Source organism: Limnohabitans sp. 103DPR2 (genome assembly GCF_001412575.1).
In the GTDB taxonomy this organism is placed as follows: Bacteria; Pseudomonadota; Gammaproteobacteria; order Burkholderiales; family Burkholderiaceae_C; genus Limnohabitans_A.
Map to the genome: position 1 here is coordinate 2,009,342 of NZ_CP011834.1, position 19,163 is coordinate 2,028,504.

17 protein-coding genes are annotated in these 19,163 nt (G+C 49.1%); 5 read left to right on the forward strand and 12 right to left on the reverse strand.

Annotation, left to right across the window (positions count from 1 at the left end; translation table 11 throughout):
* The first annotated feature begins 32 nt into the window (after positions 1 to 32).
* Together L103DPR2_RS09685 and L103DPR2_RS09690 are read left to right on the forward strand one after the other, a co-directional pair.
* Positions 33 to 1,829: an ATP-binding response regulator gene (locus L103DPR2_RS09685; RefSeq protein ID WP_082466781.1), complete on the forward strand. Its 1,797-nt coding sequence runs from the start codon at positions 33 to 35 to the stop codon at positions 1,827 to 1,829.
* A gap of 397 nt (positions 1,830 to 2,226) precedes the next feature.
* Positions 2,227 to 3,282, forward strand: a complete 1,056-nt coding sequence (locus tag L103DPR2_RS09690; protein ID WP_055360904.1) for a histone deacetylase family protein — start codon at positions 2,227 to 2,229, stop codon at positions 3,280 to 3,282.
* A gap of 65 nt (positions 3,283 to 3,347) precedes the next feature.
* Here the strand turns inward: L103DPR2_RS09690 and L103DPR2_RS09695 are convergent, their stop codons facing one another.
* The 3 genes from L103DPR2_RS09695 to L103DPR2_RS09705 form a co-directional block, all read right to left on the reverse strand.
* Positions 3,348 to 4,838: a nucleobase:cation symporter-2 family protein gene (locus tag L103DPR2_RS09695; RefSeq protein WP_055360905.1), complete on the reverse strand. Its 1,491-nt coding sequence runs from the start codon at positions 4,836 to 4,838 to the stop codon at positions 3,348 to 3,350.
* A 147-nt stretch (positions 4,839 to 4,985) separates the two neighbouring features.
* Positions 4,986 to 6,065, reverse strand: coding sequence for an extracellular solute-binding protein (locus L103DPR2_RS09700; protein WP_055360906.1), 1,080 nt, complete (start codon positions 6,063 to 6,065; stop codon positions 4,986 to 4,988).
* Positions 6,066 to 6,142: 77 nt separating this feature from the next.
* Entirely contained in the window at positions 6,143 to 7,201 is a 1,059-nt protein-coding gene (locus L103DPR2_RS09705) for an ABC transporter ATP-binding protein (RefSeq protein WP_055361969.1), read from the reverse strand.
* A 122-nt stretch (positions 7,202 to 7,323) separates the two neighbouring features.
* On the opposite strand from L103DPR2_RS09705, the gene L103DPR2_RS09710 reads away from it, so the two are divergent.
* Positions 7,324 to 8,952 carry an ABC transporter permease gene (locus L103DPR2_RS09710; RefSeq protein ID WP_055360907.1) on the forward strand — a complete coding sequence of 543 codons (1,629 nt, stop codon included), beginning with the start codon at positions 7,324 to 7,326 and terminating at the stop codon, positions 8,950 to 8,952.
* Here the strand turns inward: L103DPR2_RS09710 and L103DPR2_RS09715 are convergent.
* A complete protein-coding gene (locus L103DPR2_RS09715; protein ID WP_082466782.1) occupies positions 8,941 to 10,587 on the reverse strand; it encodes a B12-binding domain-containing radical SAM protein in 1,647 nt (548 codons plus the stop codon). The genes L103DPR2_RS09710 and L103DPR2_RS09715 overlap by 12 nt on opposite strands.
* 119 nt (positions 10,588 to 10,706) lie before the next feature.
* Between L103DPR2_RS09715 and L103DPR2_RS09720 the strand changes: the two genes are divergently transcribed.
* The gene (locus L103DPR2_RS09720; protein ID WP_055360909.1) at positions 10,707 to 11,162 is read left to right on the forward strand and encodes a thioredoxin family protein; all 456 of its coding nucleotides are present in this window, start codon (positions 10,707 to 10,709) and stop codon (positions 11,160 to 11,162) included.
* Positions 11,163 to 11,250: 88 nt separating this feature from the next.
* Here the strand turns inward: L103DPR2_RS09720 and L103DPR2_RS09725 are convergent, their stop codons facing one another.
* The 8 genes from L103DPR2_RS09725 to L103DPR2_RS09760 all read right to left on the reverse strand — a co-directional run bounded on the left by L103DPR2_RS09725 (position 11,251) and on the right by L103DPR2_RS09760 (position 18,114).
* The gene (locus tag L103DPR2_RS09725) at positions 11,251 to 12,828 is read right to left on the reverse strand and encodes an acyl-CoA carboxylase subunit beta (protein ID WP_231717619.1); all 1,578 of its coding nucleotides are present in this window, start codon (positions 12,826 to 12,828) and stop codon (positions 11,251 to 11,253) included.
* The gene (locus L103DPR2_RS09730) at positions 12,825 to 13,817 is read right to left on the reverse strand and encodes a Bug family tripartite tricarboxylate transporter substrate binding protein (protein ID WP_082466783.1); all 993 of its coding nucleotides are present in this window, start codon (positions 13,815 to 13,817) and stop codon (positions 12,825 to 12,827) included. The genes L103DPR2_RS09725 and L103DPR2_RS09730 overlap by 4 nt, the downstream gene beginning before the upstream one ends.
* An 18-nt stretch (positions 13,818 to 13,835) precedes the next feature.
* On the reverse strand, positions 13,836 to 15,014 hold the full coding sequence (locus L103DPR2_RS09735; RefSeq protein WP_055360911.1) for a CaiB/BaiF CoA transferase family protein: 1,179 nt from the start codon (positions 15,012 to 15,014) through the stop codon (positions 13,836 to 13,838).
* A complete protein-coding gene (locus L103DPR2_RS09740; RefSeq protein WP_055360912.1) occupies positions 15,011 to 15,766 on the reverse strand; it encodes a GntR family transcriptional regulator in 756 nt (251 codons plus the stop codon). The genes L103DPR2_RS09735 and L103DPR2_RS09740 overlap by 4 nt, the downstream gene beginning before the upstream one ends.
* 3 nt (positions 15,767 to 15,769) lie before the next feature.
* Positions 15,770 to 15,982 carry an acetyl-CoA carboxylase biotin carboxyl carrier protein subunit gene (locus tag L103DPR2_RS09745; RefSeq protein WP_055360913.1) on the reverse strand — a complete coding sequence of 71 codons (213 nt, stop codon included), beginning with the start codon at positions 15,980 to 15,982 and terminating at the stop codon, positions 15,770 to 15,772.
* Between the two features lie 85 nt (positions 15,983 to 16,067).
* Positions 16,068 to 16,382: a non-heme iron oxygenase ferredoxin subunit gene (locus L103DPR2_RS09750; RefSeq protein ID WP_055360914.1), complete on the reverse strand. Its 315-nt coding sequence runs from the start codon at positions 16,380 to 16,382 to the stop codon at positions 16,068 to 16,070.
* A gap of 2 nt (positions 16,383 to 16,384) precedes the next feature.
* Entirely contained in the window at positions 16,385 to 16,858 is a 474-nt protein-coding gene (locus tag L103DPR2_RS09755; RefSeq protein WP_055360915.1) for an aromatic-ring-hydroxylating dioxygenase subunit beta, read from the reverse strand.
* Between the two features lie 2 nt (positions 16,859 to 16,860).
* Positions 16,861 to 18,114, reverse strand: a complete 1,254-nt coding sequence (locus L103DPR2_RS09760; RefSeq protein WP_055360916.1) for an aromatic ring-hydroxylating dioxygenase subunit alpha — start codon at positions 18,112 to 18,114, stop codon at positions 16,861 to 16,863.
* 109 nt (positions 18,115 to 18,223) lie between these two features.
* Here L103DPR2_RS09760 and L103DPR2_RS09765 point away from each other — a divergent pair, with 109 nt between their 5' ends.
* A complete protein-coding gene (locus L103DPR2_RS09765) occupies positions 18,224 to 19,159 on the forward strand; it encodes a LysR family transcriptional regulator (RefSeq protein WP_055360917.1) in 936 nt (311 codons plus the stop codon).
* Positions 19,160 to 19,163: the final 4 nt, after the last annotated feature.

Below are 19,163 nucleotides of genomic sequence, written 5' to 3' on the forward strand. Positions count from 1 at the left end.
CGCCACATGCATCACTGCTCAGCAATAAATACATGAATCAAGAAAATCTACAAGCTGAGTTTCCAAATTTTGAGCAGCTTGTGGCGACTGAGAAGCTGCAATACATGCACAGCTTCGCCAAATCCAGCACCATTGCCACTGTACTGGCGCCCATTTTGTGCATCCCTCTTTACTGGAGGACCACTGACAACCTGCTGATCAATGCTTGGTTTGCGATGATGGCCGTGGTGGTCATCGGACGTTTTTTCCTGATTAAAAAAATTGATGTCAAGGCAAATGTTCAAACCAACTTGCTGCTTCTTAACATTGCATTAGGAACTGTGACTTTTGTTTGGGGCATTGGCTGGTTCATTTTTGTGGACACTGCAGACCCAGCCAATTACTTGATTTATCAAATCATCAGCTTAACGATTTTGTTTGTTGGCATGGTGGGCTACTGTGTCAGTTGGAAATCTTTCACTTACTTTGTGTTGCCGCTCAAACTACCTGAGTTGCTTTTCATCGTCACGCACTACGAATTCATTTTTTGGCCCATTCCAATTGGCTCCATGGTGGCATTCTATTTGGCCATCAAAATGGCCATGCTTTTTTCTCAATCATGGGAAAAGTCGTTTTCATTGCGACTTAAGAATGACGCCATGATTGATCAACTGGTCGCTGAAAAGAATGCCTCCATTGCGGCCAACGTTGCCAAATCTGAGTTCATTGCCACAGCCAGCCATGATTTGCGTCAACCCATGCAATCGATCAATATCTTTGTAGACATGATTGACGCCAAAAATCTACCCGAGTACGAAAACCGGGTATTTGCACGCATGCGCAATAGCATCGCCGTCCTTAATAACATGTTCAATACACTGTTAGACATCAGCAAACTTGATTCAGGTGTTTCTCCACGAAACATTGAGTTTTCAATTGCGCAATTGGCACACGATCTGGAAGTTAGTTTTTCTGATTTGTGCAAAGAGAAGAACCTCTCTTTCACGGTCAAACACCAAAACATTTTTGCGAAAGGTGACCCTCAACTTCTAGAGCAAATTCTCAGAAATTTATTGTTCAATGCCATTCAATATACAGATACTGGAAGTATTGTTGTTGCATTTGACAGTGAACAGGGCCAACTTAAATTCAGTGTCAAAGACTCGGGGCATGGCATTCCAGCCGCAGATTTGCCAGTGATATTCAAAGAGTTTTTTCGCTCTGAGCACTCTCGATCACATCACGATGGCCTGGGCTTAGGCCTGTCGATTGTCAATCGCATTGTTCAAAAAATTGGCGGCGAGTGCACTGTCAACTCAGAACTTGGGGTTGGCTCTCTTTTCACAATTCAAACACGCTACCCTGTAACGCAAGGCAACGCGTTGCTCAAAAATAGAGTGGGCTCACAGACTGCAATTCACGGCAGCGCTGAGCCGACGGCATTGATCGACGAAGTGCTTCACTCTTCGGTTGGTGTGAATCTGGGCATCATTGAGAACGACTACTCTCTCAAAAATGCATATGCACAGTATTTCACACGTGCAGGCTATTCTGTGTATTTGATTCCGCATGACGAGAACGAGTTTACAGAATACCTCGCAGAGCTTCCTGAGTTGCACTTTATTTTGAGCGATTTCCGACTGGGTGAAAGAAATGGCATCTTCTTCATCCAAAAATTGCGTGAAGAATTCAACGAAGAAATTCCTGCTTGCATTGTGACAGCGGACACTTCACCCCAGCATTTGCAGCTGTTTGACAAACTGAACATTCAAGTGTTGTACAAACCAATCGACATTCAGTCGATTGAAGCATTCATCGCAAAGAGCCTACCGCCGAAGCAGAAGTTGTAAAAGTACGCGACTTTTCAATCAGTTTGGTATTTTTTAAAACTTGCTTTTTAATTTGCAAAATTTGAGCTCTCCCCAGACATGTCTGTATGAGCGGCCTAGATGTTTGGCTGCCTCTCCAATCGATCCCTGAGAGTGCAAACTTTCAAGCAACTCAACCAAAGGATGCCCCAGTTGACTGCCTGTAGGCTTGTCTGAGTATTTGTACTCTGTCGCAATGTATCGCATTGTTTTTGAGTTGGTTAACTATTCAACGAACCGATCAATTGAGTTTGCGCAAGATGTATTTGCGCCATAATTCAACCGATGTTTGACATGCTAAGGACGTCAGCCTCGAGCCACAATCATCCAAACGCTCTAGAACCAAAGCTCTGATACCAGCATTGAATAAACACCTACCATGAAAATATTCAGTAACCAGCTGCACCATTTACACAAAGGTCGGCAAGAAATGTTCAGGGGCCGGCTGGTCGATTGCCATGAAGTTCCACAACGCCTCGAACATGTATTGAGTGAGCTTGAGCGTCGACCCGTTGGTGAGTTGCTAACGCCATCAGGCGATCTTCCACTCGATGAAGCGCTTCTCCGCGTGCACTCACCAGAATACTTGACCTTCCTTTCAACAGCATGGGATGAATGGGTTAGTTTGAGTCCAGACAATGTCAGCCGCGATGCACTGCCCTCTGTTTGGCCATTGCCTGGCAATCAGGCTTTCCGAACGGACAGACCACCCCTCAATTTTGCAGCCAAGTTAGGGCAATATGCCTTCGATGCAGGTACACCGCTTATGTCAGGCAGCTGGACAGCGGCGCGCGAAGGTGCTGCTTGCGCCCTCGCCGCAGCTCAGGCAGTGAGCAAGGGAGAATCATCCGCCGTGGCTTTAACGCGGCCACCCGGACACCATGCTGGCAAAGCATACATGGGTGGTTACTGTTTCCTGAACAATGCCGCCATTGCGGCGCAACACTTGAGCTCTCAAGGTCTGCAACGAATTGCTGTGATGGACATTGATTACCACCATGGCAATGGCACACAAGCTATCTTTGATGAACGCTCTGATGTTTATACCGTTTCAATTCACGGTGATCCGCAAACCGAGTACCCCTTCTTTTTAGGGCATGCCGATGAGCGCGGGACGGGTGCTGGCGAGGGGTACAACTTGAACTTCCCCTTGCCCAAAGGTACGGCCTTTGAAACTTGGTATGACATTTTGCAAAAGGCTTTGCAGGTTATCGCTGATTTTTCGCCTCAAGCTTTGCTTGTGCCTCTGGGCTTGGACACCTACGAAGGCGATCCCATCAGCGGTTTCAAATTAAAATCAGTGCATTACCTGCAGGTGGGCCGTGCCCTTGCCTCTTTGCGCTTGCCCACTGTGTTCACCCTAGAAGGCGGCTATGCTGTAGCAGACTTTGGCCGCAACACAGTCAATGTCTTGGAAGGGTTTCAGTCGATTTGACTTGGCTATGACCCGAAAAAAAAGGCCAGCAAATGCTGGCCTTTTTTTCTCTGACAACTCACCGTTCAATGCGAATCCACTTGCTTGGCCGCTTCAACAGCATCTCGCGTATCGCCATTTGCACCATTGAAGAACAAGTTCAAAAGTACTGCACTGATAGAAGCCAGCAAAATACCTGACTCAATCAAGGGGTGCAAGTTATGAGGCATCCATTGTTTGAAATTAGGTGCAATCAATGGAATCATGCCTATGCCAATGGAGATGGCCACAATCATGGCGTTGTAGGAATTGTTCTTGAAATCGACATTGCTCAAGATGCGAATTCCGGTCGCAGCCACCATGCCAAACATCACCAAGCCAGCGCCTCCCAACACCACAGTTGGCAAGGATTCAATCAAGGCCGCCATTTTGGGCAGCAAACCAAGCGCCAACAAAATCAAACCACCTGCAACACAAACAAATCGGCTCTTCACACCTGTCACGGCAACCAGACCTACGTTTTGTGAAAAGCTGGTGTAGGGAAAGGTATTGAAGATACCGCCCAACAAAGTGCCCAAGCCATCGGTGCGCAAACCTCGCGTCAGTGCAGCCTGGTCAACTTTTTTATCGGTCATCTCGCCAAGCGCCAAGAACATGCCGGTAGATTCAATCATCACCACAATCATGACCAGCGTCATGGTCAAGATCAGCACAGGCTCAAACACCGGAGCACCAAAATGGAATGGCATCACGACGTCAAACCATGCGGCCTTGCCCACTTTGTCAAAGTTCATCAAGCCCATCGCTGCGGCCACAACGCCACCCACCACGATGCCCAACAAAACGGAAATGTTGGCCACAAAGCCTTTGGCATACTTAGAAATCAACATGATGGTGACCAGCACCAAGCCTGCAATGCCAACGCCCGTTAAATCTGCATACTTGGGGTTGGGCATTTTCGGTAACAAAGCCAGGTCTTTGGGAATGGCAGGCAATGTTGAACCTGGCGCGCTTGCGGCGGCCGCAGCTGCATCCAGCCATTGCTTGTGTTCTGGGTTGACGATGCTTGGTGCTGTGGGACCAACTGGGTTGCCAAAAATCCAATTGATGCCGATGCGCATCAAGCTGATTCCAATCACAGCGATGATGGTGCCAGTCACTACCGGTGGAAAGAATCTCAGCATGCGACTGACCACTGGCGCGATGAGGATGGAGATCACGCCTGCACCAATAATGGCCCCAAAGATCAATTGAGCACCCATTTCTCCAGGGTTTGCATTGGCCATGGCCACCATGGGGGCCACGGAGGCAAAGGTCACGCCCATCATGACGGGCAAGCGAATGCCAAACCATTGTGTAGCACCCAGAGACTGAATCAGTGTCACCAAACCGCAGCAAAACAAGTCTGCAGAGATGAGGTATGCCACATCTTGTGGACTGAGTTTGAGGGCACGTCCCACAATCAGCGGCACAGCGACTGCACCTGCATACATGACCAATACATGCTGCAAACCCAATGCAGCCAGCTTGCCTGTTGGTAGTTTTTCATCGACAGGATGAAGGGATACGGTAGTCATAGGGCTCTTCCAATCACAGAGGTTTAAGGCGTGACGTTAATTTGACGAACGCCAACTGCACACCAAACTGTATACAATTTGAAAGACAAAATTTCTATCGAAAACCCTAATGAAAGGTACTTTCCAAAGAAAAAGTACCTCCAAATTCTATTTAAAACCCACGCGGTCCAACATTTGCTGTACTTTGATTTGATTCATACCCACAGCGCTGATAGGCAACACTTCGCTTTTGAAGCTACCACCCGACATGGCCTTCAGGGCAGGATTGTCAAAGCTCACACCTTTCGCAACAGGCCATTCATTGTTGCCATTTGCAAAATGGTTTTGAGCAGACGTACTGGCCAAATATTCCAAGAATTTAATTGCGTTGTCGGTATTTTTTGAATTTTTAGCAACCGCACCGCCAGCAACATTCAAATGAGTGCCCCAGCTGCCCTGATTGGGAAACACAACACCCACTTTTTCAGCCATCTCCTTCTCTGCCGTATTGGTGGATCGCAGCAAGCGGGCCATGTAATACGTGTTGGTGACGGCCACACCGCATTCGCCAGAAGCAACGCCTTTGATCTGATCAGTATCGCCACCAGCAGGATTGCGTGCCATATTGGCCACCAAGCCTTTTAACCATGCCTCTGTTTGTGTGGTGCCCAAATGTTCTGTCATGGCACCAAACAAACTCAGGTTGTAGGGGTGGGAACCAGAGCGAATGCAGAGTTTGCCCTTGAACTTTGGATCAGCCAATTTCTCGTACGTATCCACATCCGATTTTTTGTACTTCGCTTTGTCGTAAACGATGACACGTGCACGTGTTGACAAACCAAACCAAGCAATTCCGCCAGTGTCAGTGCGCTTGGCTCTGAGATTGTCAGGAATCGCGTCCTCTAACACCTTGGATTTGATGGGCAAAAACAAGCCATCGACTTCTGCTCGCCACAATCTGGCTGCGTCCACCAACAAAATCACATCGGCTGGAGATGCATTGCCTTCGGCTTTCAGTCGCGTCAGGATGCCGGCATCGTCCGCATCGACACGGTTGATTTTGATGCCTGTGCTTTTGGTGAAATCGCTGTAGAGGGCTTCATCGGTTGGGTAATGACGCGCCGAATAGATATTGATCGAAGCACTGCCCGTTTGTGCCTCTGATGTGAGAAAAGTGGCGCTCAAAACCGCTAAGGCTAGAAATGCAAACGGATGGCGAAGGCCTTTTTTGAATGATTTATTGCTCATATTGACACCTCAAAATGTTAATTTGAGCAAATTCTACATCAAATAAGAATGATTCTCATTTGCAAAGAAGCTTTTCTTCAATCAAAGGTCACCACATGGTCCACTTCCGCTCGAATACCAATCCACTCACCCAACTTGTGGTCGTGGTGACTGGGCACGTGCGCCAACACAATGTCACCTGACTGCAAACGCAATGTGTACAGAAATTCAGATCCTCTGAATGCTTTTCGAATAATTTCGGCTTTCACCTGTGCTTCGTCGTCGTGGACGATGTCATCTGCCCGAAGCAAAACATCGCATGCACGGTCATCCAACCCACCCACCAGAGAAGCGTCAAGGTCGTCTGTCAGAAAGCCCAAAACCGTTGCCACTTCCACCCTTGCACCTACCACCTTGCGGTGACCAGGAATAAAGACACCATGACCAATGAACTCAGCCACGAAACGTGAGGCCGGACGGTGGTACAGGTGATAGGCATCATCCCATTGCGCAAGGCGCCCCTCTTGGATGACACCAATGACATCACCAATGGCAAAGGCCTCCATTTGATCGTGTGTCACAAACAAAGCAGTTGCTTTGGCCTCTTTCAAGATACCTCTGATTTCCAATGCCAGTCGCTCTCTCAAGTCCACGTCCAGGTTTGAAAAAGGCTCATCCAATAAAAGTAAATCGGGCTGAGGTGCCAATGCTCGCGCCAGTGCAACGCGTTGCTGCTGCCCGCCCGACAATTCATGGGGATAGCGGTCTTGCACATCTGCAAGCCCAACCAACTGGAGCACCTCGCTGATACGCGATGACTTGAATTCGGAACTTTGACCGTGAAGACCAAAAGCAATGTTGCCCGCCACTGTGAGATGAGGAAACAAAGCGTAATCCTGAAAGACCATGCCCATGCGGCGATTTTCTGGCGCGGCCGAAAAGCCTAAGCGGCTGACTACGCGATCTGACAACTGAATTTCACCAGCCGCCACTGGCTCAAGACCGGCAATGGCGCGAAGTAAACTGGTTTTACCGCAGCCAGAGGGACCAATCAAGACGCCAATTTGGCCAGCCTCAAGCTTTAAAGAAACACCGTGTACCGCAGACTTTGGTTGGCCTGCGTAGCGAACGTCAACTTGTTGAAGTGTCAAATACATGGCCGAATTGTAAGGACAGGCAGACCCCGTGGCATTCATGACCTCATGATCATCCTTACAATTCCTAAGAAGATGTGCTTGTTCCGACAAGCTTTGCCCTAGACTTTCATTGGATTCTGCGAATGCCCACCCTCCGAATTCGTTCGGTTTTACTCAGCCTGTTGGCGTTGATCATTTGTTTACCCCTGGTGGCATTGGTCAGTTCATGGCTCGAGTGGAATGCCAGTTCTGCGGGCGTCCTGACGGCGATGATCGAGACTGTTTTGCCAGGCTATGCGATCACCAGCCTGTTGCTCTGCCTTGGCGTTGCGGTGGGTGTCACCTTGCTGGGCACCAGCACAGCCGCAGCGGTGACCTTGTTCAAGTTTCCCGGAAAATCTTTTTTTGAATGGGCATTGCTGCTGCCCATGGCCATACCCGCTTATGTGGTTGCCTATGCCTATACGGACTTTTTGCAATACAGCGGACCCTTGCAAAATTTCATTCGCAGCCAAACTGGCCTTGAGGGCCGTGTTTTGCCAGAAGTGAGAAGTTTGGGTGGGGCCATCCTTGTCTTTTCTCTGGCACTGTACCCCTATGTTTACCTGTTAGCGCGAACAGCGCTGAGTGAGCGTGCATCGCAATTGATGGAGGCAGCGCGCATGCTAGGGGCGCCCCTTCAACGTCGAATTTTAGAAGTCGCAATGCCTTTGGCCAGGCCGGCAGTTGCCGCAGGAGTTGCACTGGCTTTGATGGAAACGTTAGCGGACTATGGCGTTGCCAGCTATTTTGGTATTCAAACCTTGACGGCTGGCATTTATAAAGCTTGGTTGGTCATGGACAACCGAATTGCCGCAGCGCAATTGGCCACTTTGTTGCTGGGCACAGTTCTTGTATTGCTACAACTTGAAAAAATGGCGCAGGCCCGAATGCGTTTTTCAAGCCTGCGTTCTCATGCACCGTCATCAGATGCGCAGCCAACTTCTTTAACTGGCCTGTCCGCAATCGGCATGAGTACTTGGTGCGCCCTGCCCCTGTTCTTTGGATTTTTGTTACCCGTGCTGTTAATGCTGAGACCCTTGATGGACTCTGATCTCGATGTGCCATGGGCTCGATTCATCGATTGGGCGTTGAACAGTCTTCGATTGGGACTCATGACTGCACTGCTCGCTGTCGCATTGGCACTGGTGTTGTCGTACAGCTTAAGGACCAAGAAAGACCTCGCCACCCGCATGGCAACGGGATTGATCGGATTGGGGTACGCGGTTCCAGGGGCTGTGGTCGTGGTGGGATTGTTATTGCCGGTCACATGGCAACAACAACGCTGGCCAGATTCCCAAATTGGTTTCTGGCTCACGGCAACGGTGTTGGGTCTGATTTGGGCGTACATGATTCGTTTTTGTGCAGTCGCCTTGCAAACTGTGCAAAGTGGCTACACACGCATTCCCAAAAGCCTAGATGACTCTTCGCGTATGCTGGGGATATCTGGGGTCAAACTGCTTACCCTCGTGCATGTGCCTTTGTTGAAGCGTTCCATCTTTGCTGCCACACTGCTGGTGTTTGTGGATGTGATGAAAGAGCTGCCAGCCACTTTGGTGTTACGCCCCTTCAACACTGACACACTGGCTGTAATGGCTTATCAACTGGCAAGAGACGAACGATTGGGCGAAGCCGCATTGCCCAGTTTGGCTTTGGTTTTGGTGGGCTTGTTGCCTGTGATGTATCTTAGCCGTGCCATGAAAAAATCAAGTTCAGCCTCATCAATCTGTTGATGCGGTTGTGACCCCATGACGGTCTTGTCGCCCACGCAATTTGTGCGCAGTGCTGACTGATTGCTCATGTGAGCTCTGATTTGTAGGCTCACCCCCCAAGGGCAAGCGTTCCTGCGCCAAACATTTTGGCCGTGCCCTGGCACCACTTGCCAAATAGTCTTGGAGCAGGGATGCACGAACAGGCGATGAATCCATCTCTCTTACCACTGTCAAATAATGAAAGACAGCGTCTACTAAATCCTCGGGTGTCAACCCATAAGTTTTTCCAGTAGACAGCCAAACATGATCGGAAAAATGCATGAAGAATCGGAACGCAGAAGCAGGCTGTCCAATAGGCGTCAATATCAAGGGCAAGCTAGTTTTGAAGCGTCCCGAATTGGCAATCAAGTCCCAATACTTGGCCATGCGGGTGAAGCGCTCCAAGCTTGACGCATCCAAGTCCTTGGTTTTTCGCACCACATAAGGTGGTTGATCGTCATAGACCATTTCAAAAGGCACGGTGTGCCTTGCAATCGGCGTTCCACGCAAACGCTTCAAAATACCCAATTGAATTTCTTGCGGTCCAATGGCCATCAGTCGGTCAAAACCTTCTGCAAAGCTGTCCAGTGTTTCACCAGGCAAACCAAAAATCAAATCGGTGTGAAGGTGTGCATGCGACTCATTGATCAACCATCGCAAATTGGCTTCTGTCTGGATGTTGTCTTGCCGCCTAGAAATCAGTTTTTGAACGGTTTCATTGAAACTTTGAATACCCACCTCAAATTGCAGCACCCCAGGAGGGTACTTCGCAATCAAAGCTTTTAACTTGTCTGGCAAATGGTCTGGGATGACCTCAAAATGCACCAACAAACCTTCTGCACCGGGTTCATTCAATCGATCCAAAAAGAACTGGAGAATTTGAACAGATGCTTCAATTTTCAGATTGAAAGTGCGATCGACAAATTTGAAGTTTCGGGCGCCACGCTCATACAAAATTTTGAGCTCATGCAAGAACGGCGACAACTCAAAAGCCCACGCCGTTTTATCTAAAGAGCTGAGACAAAACTCACATTTGAATGGACATCCCCTTGAAGCTTCCACATACAACAAACGGTTGGCCAAATCGGCATCCGAAAAGTGTTGGTATGGCAAAGCAATCTGATCCATTGGCGGTTGTTCGCCTGGGATCACCTTCATGAGCGGGGGCGGACCCTGAACCAATTGCAAACAAAGTTTCGGAAAGCTCACATCCCCCCAGCCTGTGATCACATGATCGGACAATTTCACAATGTCTTGCTGGTCGGTTTCGTGACTTACTTCGGGACCACCCAAAACAATTTTCAAGCGGGGGCGCTGGCATTTAAGCAAACGAATCAGCTCTGTGGTCTGAAGCACATTCCAAATGTAAACACCGAAACCGATGACTTGTGTTTGACCTGGGCGCTCTTCGCCCAAGGTGTTCAACAATTGCAATACCATGTCTGGCAATGGCTTCGACAAGGTGAATTCAAGCAATGCTGTTTGATCTGCCAGCGCTTGGCTACCGTGACGCGCCATGTTGGCCATCAGATAGCGTAGGCCCAAAGACGCGTGGATGTACTTCGCGTTCAGAGTGCAAAGGATGATGGAGGGCTTCGAAGTCACAGAGTCGGGCATGTGTAGATTATCCTGCGCAAACAGAAACTCAGTGCACAAGCCAAATCGGAAATAAGCTGTATATTGAGCCCGTTTTCCAGCAGGCATTGCTGGCTACCCCTCAAATTAGGAGTCACAAGATGTTAAAAACATTCACATGGTCATTGCTGGCAGTTGCGTTCAGTGCCAACGCTGCGACGGCCCCTTACGACGAATTAGCCAATGCACCTGCACAGATTCAGACAAGCCTTCAAGAGGCCAAAGTCACCAACAAACCCGTACTGGTGGTCTTTGGTGCCAACTGGTGTGGCGATTGCAAAGTGTTGGACATGTCTTTGAAAACTGGGCCTAGTGCCCCATTGATTCAGCAGCATTTCAAAATGGTCAAAGTCAATGTTGGCAAATTTGACCGCAACCTCGACATTGCAGAAGCCTACGGTGTGCCGCTTAAAAAAGGCATTCCTGCAGTAGCCATCTTGTCAATCGATGGCAAAGTAATTTACGCTACCAAAACTGGCGAGTTGGCGGACGCCCGCAACATGGGCGACACCGCCATTTATGATTTTTTCGTCAAAGTGGCATCAACCAAACCATGATGACGAAAATTTCAAGCTGATGCGGCCATAGCAAAATCGTTTAGAGGACTTTCTCACATTCAAGGTATATGAGAGATGTGAAGGCATGCTAAGCAGAAATTAGCCGTTTTATTTTCACCAACTCCCATGCGTCTTCAACCCATTCGCACAAGATTGCCCGTGACTCTCTTGGATCAATGATGTCAAGAATTCCAAATTTTTCTGCTGTCTTGAAAGGTGAAGACAAGTTGAGATAAAACTTCTCTAATTCCAGTCGTTTGGCTTGTGGATCCACAGCAGATTCAATTTCAGTTTTGTGCGCTGCCATCACTCCCCCCTCAATGGGAATCGAACCCCAGCGTGCAGATGGCCACGCATACCTGTGATTCAACGCTTCTCCATACTTAGGTGCATGCATTCCGCCGGCCATACCAAAGCAACGCCTGATGATAATTGATACCCACGGTGATTCACATTCATGGACAGCTTGACCCACGCGCGTTGCGCCCAGCAAGGTACCTGCCAATTCAGCTTCAAGACCTGTAGCATTGCCCGGCTGATCAACCAGATTCACAATGGGCAATCCAAATTGACTGCACAATTTAACGTGACGCTCCATTTTGTAGGCAGCCTGTACCGTCATGGCACCGCCCTGAACTTTGGGGTCGTTGATAACAACACCCACAGGGTAGCCATTGAGCCTGGCCAAAGCTGTGATCACGGAGCCTCCTTGAAATTTCCCAATTTCAAAGACAGTGTCCAAATCAAAAATACTCTTCAATATTTTACGTGGATCAAAAATCTGTCGGCGATCTTTTGGAATCGCATCTTTTAGCCAGTCGTCAGCACGGTTAGGTGAATCGTTACAAGCTGTCACAGGTGCCAAATGGTGAATACTTCTCGGCATGTAAGACAAGAATTTTTGCACTTGTAGCAGAGCATCTGCTTCATCTACAGCCTCGTTGTGTACCACAGCATTTTTCCGCTGAACCTTGTGCCCACCCAAATCATTTTTATCGATTTCCACACCATAGGCTTGACGAACCACATGAGGCCCTGCTGCCATCACTTGAGCCTGGTCATTTACCAAGACCGAGAAGTGCGAGGAGACCACTTTGATGGCACCCAAACCGACACAAGATCCTAAAGCCACGCCGACTACAGGAACAGTCTTTAGCAACTCATTGGCTGGCCAGGTAGGGTAACCAGGAATCTTCGTGCCGCCCAGTTGCATCAACAACTTCACACTACCACCTGCAGAGTCAACCAAGCGGACTAAAGGCATGTGCATTTGATGCGCATAGCGTTCTATGTAAATCCATTTTTCTGCAACTGTGGCCTCGGATGAACCAGCGCGTATGCTGAAATCATCTGCATGGATGGCCAGTTTGCGACCGTCAATGCGTCCAGTTCCAGTCACTGTATTGGTAGGATCCAGCAGAACAAACTTACCTTCTGAGTCTTGATGGCCTTTACCCGCAATGCAGCCCATCTCTTGAAACGAATTGGCATCTAACAAACTATTAATTCTCTGCCGGACATCCATTCGTCCTGCTGAATGCAATTTGGCCAGCGCTTGCGGACCTCCCATTCCCAAAGCTTGATTTCTGCGACTTTCTAATTCGCTTAGTTCTTCTTGCCACTCACCTTTGGGTAAGAAACGTGCGGGGTGTTGAATCTTGTTCACTTCGAAACCAATCCCAATTCTTGAACCAACTCATTGATCGATTTTTGTTCGGATACCATGTATTTCATGGACTCAGCATGATCTCTGTATACAGGTCTACCGCCATTTTTTTCGACCAAAGCCAACCATGCAGGGTGTTGAGAGACTTTGCGCAAAGCGTCTTCCCAAAAAGCAATTTGTGCAGCTGACATATTCGGCGGAAGAAGCAGTCCGTTATAGGTCACAAAGTCGGCTGCAATGCCCTGCTCTCGCCAAGTTGGCACTTGTGCCAAAGCTCCTGAACCGCGTGTGGGTGACGCACTGGCCAGGACACGCACTTTGCCTGCTGCGACTTGCGGCATGATGACTGGTGCTGTAGCCGAAATGACGTCAATGTGGCCGCCCAGCAAGGCCCCCATTGTTTCGCTTGAAGCTTTGAAGGGTGCAACAGTCAGATTTTTAATGTCGACACCGGCAACTTTTAATGGTTTGGCGATAGACAAATGTGTACCTGAGCCCAATGCAGGTGCAACGCCAATTTTGAGTGAGGTCACATCCTTGCTCAAAGCTGTGACCAACTCAGTCGCTGATTTGATGTTGGAGTCAGCTCGCACAGCGACCATTTGAGTTTCCTCAACCATCATGGCGACGGGAGGATAGTCTTTCAAATCAGCCTTCAACATGCCGGCAGCAATGGCTACCAAGGTGCTGGTGTGAAATGTTCCTAGCCAATGAGCATTGCCCGAATTGCGTTGCAATTGCTGCAAAGAAATGATGCCTGCACCACCCGGCTTGTAATCGATCAACATGGTTTTACCTTGGATCAAATTCAATTGGGTTAAGGCATCTTGAATGCCGCGCGCATAGATGTCTACTGATCCTCCGGGGGTGACGCCCAAAACGTAAGTGATTCGGTCTGTCGGTTTCCAACTGCTGCTTTGCGCTGACGCCTCCATTCCAATACAGCCTAATGCCATCGCTATTGTAAATTCACGTCTTTTCAGGTTCATGGTGTGTCTCCGTTTTAATCACTTAGACGACTTAAATGCCGCAAGTAAATTTGCTGTGTCTTGTCCCAGCTCGTGACCCGTATGCCGGATAGAGCCAGGTGTACGAGATAGTCGCGGCACCACACCCATTTGAGTGGTATGACCAATTTTTGGATGCGGCACTTTAACCAACATGTTCCGCTCTAAGAAATGAGGATCTTGGTAAATATCGGCGATGGTGTAAACACGCGTATTCGGAACGCCAGCGTCCTCAAGCATCTCAGCCAATTCATTGCAAAGATACTGTCGTGTCCAGTCAGCGATGATTTGGTCTAGTGCTCGCGCATTGGCGGGTTCGCCTCTAGCACGGATGTTTGCAAATTCGGGCACTTGCATCAAATCAAGGCGATCCATGGCTTGCATCAGCCGCTCACAGGTAGGGTTGCTGTTGGCTGCAATCAAAATATAGCTACCATCTTTTGTTGGGTACAAACTGTTGGGGGCCATGCGCGGCAAATTTGCGCCTTCACGTTTGGGTACAGTGCCATGCTTTTCATAGGCCGGAACGATGGGCTCCAATTGAGTAAATGCCGTTTCGTAAAGCGCCACATCCACAACTTGACCTAAGCCTGTCTTGTCTTTTTCACGCAGTGCCGCCAACGCGCCAAAGGCTGCATAGGTGGACGTCAAGTAATCTGTCGTAGCCAAGGCGACACGTGCCGGAGGACGATCTGGATCACCCGTCATGTGGCGAACACCACCGACGGCTTCACAAATGGCGCCATACCCAGGTCTTGGCGCATAAGGTCCCGTTTGTCCAAAGCCACTGATGCGAACCATCACCAAACCTGGATTTGATTTAGAAAGTTCTTCATAGCCCAAACCCAGTCGCTCCATGACACCGGGCCGGTTGTTCTCCACCAATATGTCAGCACTTGCAATCATGGACTTGGCCACACGCAGGTCTTCTGTATTTTTCAAATCCAGCACGACGGATTTTTTATTTCGCAGCAGCGAAGCGGCATATAGCGAGACATCATCGACATGTTGCCCCATTTGTCTCACTGGATCGCCTTCAGGCGGTTCGATCTTGATCACATCGGCGCCAAAGTCGCCCATTAAGCGTGTGCAGGCCGGACCAGCAATGGTTGAGCAAATCTCAATCACAAGCAGCCCCCGCAACGGGCCTGTGGCTTCAGTCACTTTGACATTGCTCATTTCAAATCTCCTGCTTTTATGTTGGCAAGTGCCATCATTTGCCGCGTAGATTCTTGACTAGATTCGTAGATGCGTGTCCGAGCAAGAGACACCAAGCTTTCAACATCGCCCTTGCGTTGCGCGTCCAAAGCCATTCGCCACAAACTGGCAGAACGTTGACGACGCTCAATGGTGGCTAAACCCAATTTGCTGTACCGCAATGTTTGCAAAGACAGGCCTGTGAGCAATCGATGAAGTTTTTGATTGCCTGCTATGCGTGCGCACAAAATGATGAGTCGATAAGTCGTTTCGGCATACTCATCCCCACTCAAAGGATCGGCCGCTAATAATTCAAGCCGCTCAGTACCTGAGGCTAAAATTTTCAGCCACTCCTCTGAAGAAGAGCTGCTAATTTTGCGAATCACAACCTCAAAGAGACCCGCCCGAATCTCCATCAATTCGTCGAGTTCGGAGACAGTCAATTCAGTCACGATGGCACCCCGCCTTGGCAACAAGGTCACCAGCCCCTCTCTTTCCAAAATTCTCAATGCATCTCGAACTGGTCCCCGACTGACTTTGAACTCTTCGCTAACCTCCACTTCACCAATTCGGCTACCTGCTGGCATGAGACCTGACAAGATGCGGTCACCTAATTTGGCTGCAATCTGCTCTGGAACTGTTAACGTGGGAATGTCCTGGTCTGCAAACAATCGAAATGCCACAGTACTTTCGGCAGCACGGTATGCATCGTCTGGTAGGTCTTTCACATGCATGGCTTACACCAGATGAATGACAACTTGATCTTCGGCAACTGGGTCGCCCTCTGCAACCAAGACTTCGGACACTTGCCCTGCGCGCTCAGCTGAAATGGGGATTTCCATCTTCATGGACTCTACGATCGCCAAAACCTCATCGGCTTCTACGCTTTGCCCTGCGCTGACGAGCACTTTCCAAACAGTTCCGGTGACTTCTGATTTGATTTTCAACATTTGTTAATTCCAAGATTGTTAACAATATTATGAAATTAAAAGCCAAGTCGCCTATCGGCAATAACCCTTAGCAAAACAAAATGCCTTAAGTTTGGAGATCTAAGAACACACGCCCGTTCTCAATCTTCACAGGCCAAGCTTTGACAGGCTCGGTAGCAGGAGCACACTGGACAGAGCCATCACGAACATCAAACAACGCTTGATGGAATGGACATTCCACATGGTGACCCTCCACAAACCCATCGCACAATTTGGCGTTGCCGTGGCTGCATTCATTGTTGATCGCATACACGCCATCCTCCAATTTAAAAACAGCGATGTCATGATTTTGAGGGGTGACAGCAATGCCTGCACCTTCAAACAAATCGGCCTCTGCGGCCACGTCAATCCAGTTGTTCATGGTTAGATGGGGTAGATCACAGAATTGGGAATCATCTCGCTGTCGTAAACGCACAGACGCTCAGCGAATTTGAATCCTTCGGGTGTCGACACAATGATGTCAAGATAACGTCCCACGTTGAAGACGGTGCTTTCTTTGTCCAACTTGGTACGAAACACCGCGTAGTTGGCCTCACTGTAAATGCGGCCTTCTTCTACTTTTCGAACGATGGGTGCGCCCACCATGTGTCGCTGATAGTAGGGGTCGTGAAAGATGGTTTCACTGATGCCATACACGCGATCTTTCAACATACCCTTGCTGGTCAATGTCAATGTGGCCAAGGGAAATCCGCGCTCGTGATTTTCACGGGGTTGTAATTTGTAAACACACTGCTCTGTGAAGAAGTCAGGCCATAAATTCCATTGCCCACTGTCGACGGCACTGGCGTAATCGGCATAAAGTTGCTGGATGCCAAACCAAGTTTGCATGTCCACCATGATCAATCCTCCATCACATTTCGCCAGTATTCGTACATCCCTCGGATCAGGGTTTCGGTCACCATATGATCGGTGTCGCCTACATCTTTACCGCCCAACTCAGCAAGCGCGCGGTGCTGAGATTTAGATTCAAAGGCCTGCTGCGAAAATTCAATTACTTCACCATCATCGGCTGAGACAAATCCTGCAGGGCCAAACAAGTTGGCTTGTCGCAAGCGGCGCTCAGTCATCTCTGGCGTGTCGTCTTCAAAGCCGAAATGTGTCCACACGAAATCAAATGCGCCATGACCGTCAGGCTGAATGTGGCGCGTAGAAACACTGTTGACCTGCTGCTGAAAAATCACACTGGGAAATAGCGTCATCATGACAGCCGTAGGCCCCTCCCACCAAGGCTCGGGCACGATGTCTAAGAAACTGGGGTCGTTGAGTTCCATGCTGGCTTTGAAACTACTGACCTGCGTCACATCTGAAGCCCCACCCGTTGCTTGTCCTGCAGAGCCGCGCGTGGAAATCATGGCGGCATGACGATGCTTGTCGTCCATGCGCAATTCGCTTTTATTGTCAGCGCGCCAAAGTCCAAAGGTCACAAACCAAGTGTGCAACAAGCCTGGGTGATAAGGATCTTTGATGTTCTCTTGCATCAATTTCCAGTTACCTGGAATATGCTGGCGGTTGTAGCCCAATATCTTGAGCTGTCGACCATTGAACAATCGGTCAAAGTACTTCAGGATTACCGGCCCCATGTAGTCTTCCAAAGACTCAACCTGGTGATCAAAAGAAGCAAACACAACGCCACCCCGTATGGCCACTTTCAACGAAGTTAAGCCATGGTCTTTGGGGTCAAAATCGGCAGGCATGCCGCCATTGACCTTGCCATCTTGCCGCACACCGCGTCTAAAGGGGACCCCTTGTAACTTGCCATCCAAGGCATAGCTCCATTGATGGTAAGGGCATACCAATTCTTTTTTATTTCCATGCCGCTCTCGGCAAAAAGCCATCCCACGGTGCGCGCACACATTTTCGACCACGTGAATTTGGCCATCTTGGGCGCGGGTCATGATGACTGACCGCTCGCCAATGACGGTGCGTTTGAAATCACCCGCATTAGGCACTTCAGCCTCGAGACCTACATAACTCCAATGGGCCTTGTAAAAAAACCGCTCTAGCTCTTTCTGATGCGTGGTCTGCTGCGTGTAGACGGCAAATGGAATTCGGCTGGTGCCAGGCGTTTCCCAATGAATTGGCTGATCTAGCATGTTTGCTGGTCTCCACAAGATGTTTAAAGTACATCATGCCATCCGTATTAAATTAGTAAATCGGATTTTAAATATAATTATTATTTGAAAATCAAATATTTAATCATCCATGGAACTGGCCAAACTCGACCTCAATTTGCTCTTGGTTTTTCACCATTTGCTCATTTTGAAACGCGTCTCTGCCGTCGCAAATCTCTTGAACATGAGCCAACCTGCCGTGAGCAGTGCTTTGGGCAGGCTCCGCAGCAGTTTGAACGACGATTTATTCATTCGGACCCAGGGAGGTATGACCCCAACGCCTTATGCCCTTCAACTGGCAGAACCAATCGCCATGGCGCTGAATGGATTGCAACAAGCTCTGAATGTGCGCGGCGCTTTTGATCCAAAGACCAGCCGTCGAAACTTCACCATTGCGCTGACGGATGTTGGTGAAATGTATTTCTTACCTGTACTGGTCAATGTCCTGGCCAAAGTAGCACCCGGCGTCACTTTGCAAATTGTGAGCGTGGCGCAATCGGCGCTCAAAGAAGACATGTCAACGGGTCGAATTGATTTGGCCATGGGATTGCTGCCGCAACTCCAAGCGGGCTTCTTTCAACAATCCTTGTTCAAGCAAAAATATGTTTGCCTGATGCGCAAAAAACATCCGTTAACCCAGACGACAAGCATTTCAGTGGCAGCTTTGTTTGCCTCAGAACACGTTCGGGTATTAGCAACCGGCACAGGACATGGCAAAGTAGATGCGGCCATGGACCAACAAAAATATTCGCGGCAAGTGAGGCTTACAGTGCCCCACTACGTCGCCTTAGGTGACGTACTTCAAAATGCCAACTTGATTGCTGTGGTGCCCGAGCGATTTGCTCAACGCATTGTCAAACCTTTTGATTTGGTCATGCGCGATCTACCCATCAAAGTGGAAAACAGCGCCATTCAACAGTGTTGGCATGGTCGCCTGCACCGCGACCCAGGTCACCAATGGTTGCGCCAATTGATGCGCGAACTCTTTGGTGACCGTTCCACAGCAGACGAGGAACTAGCGATCTGATGGA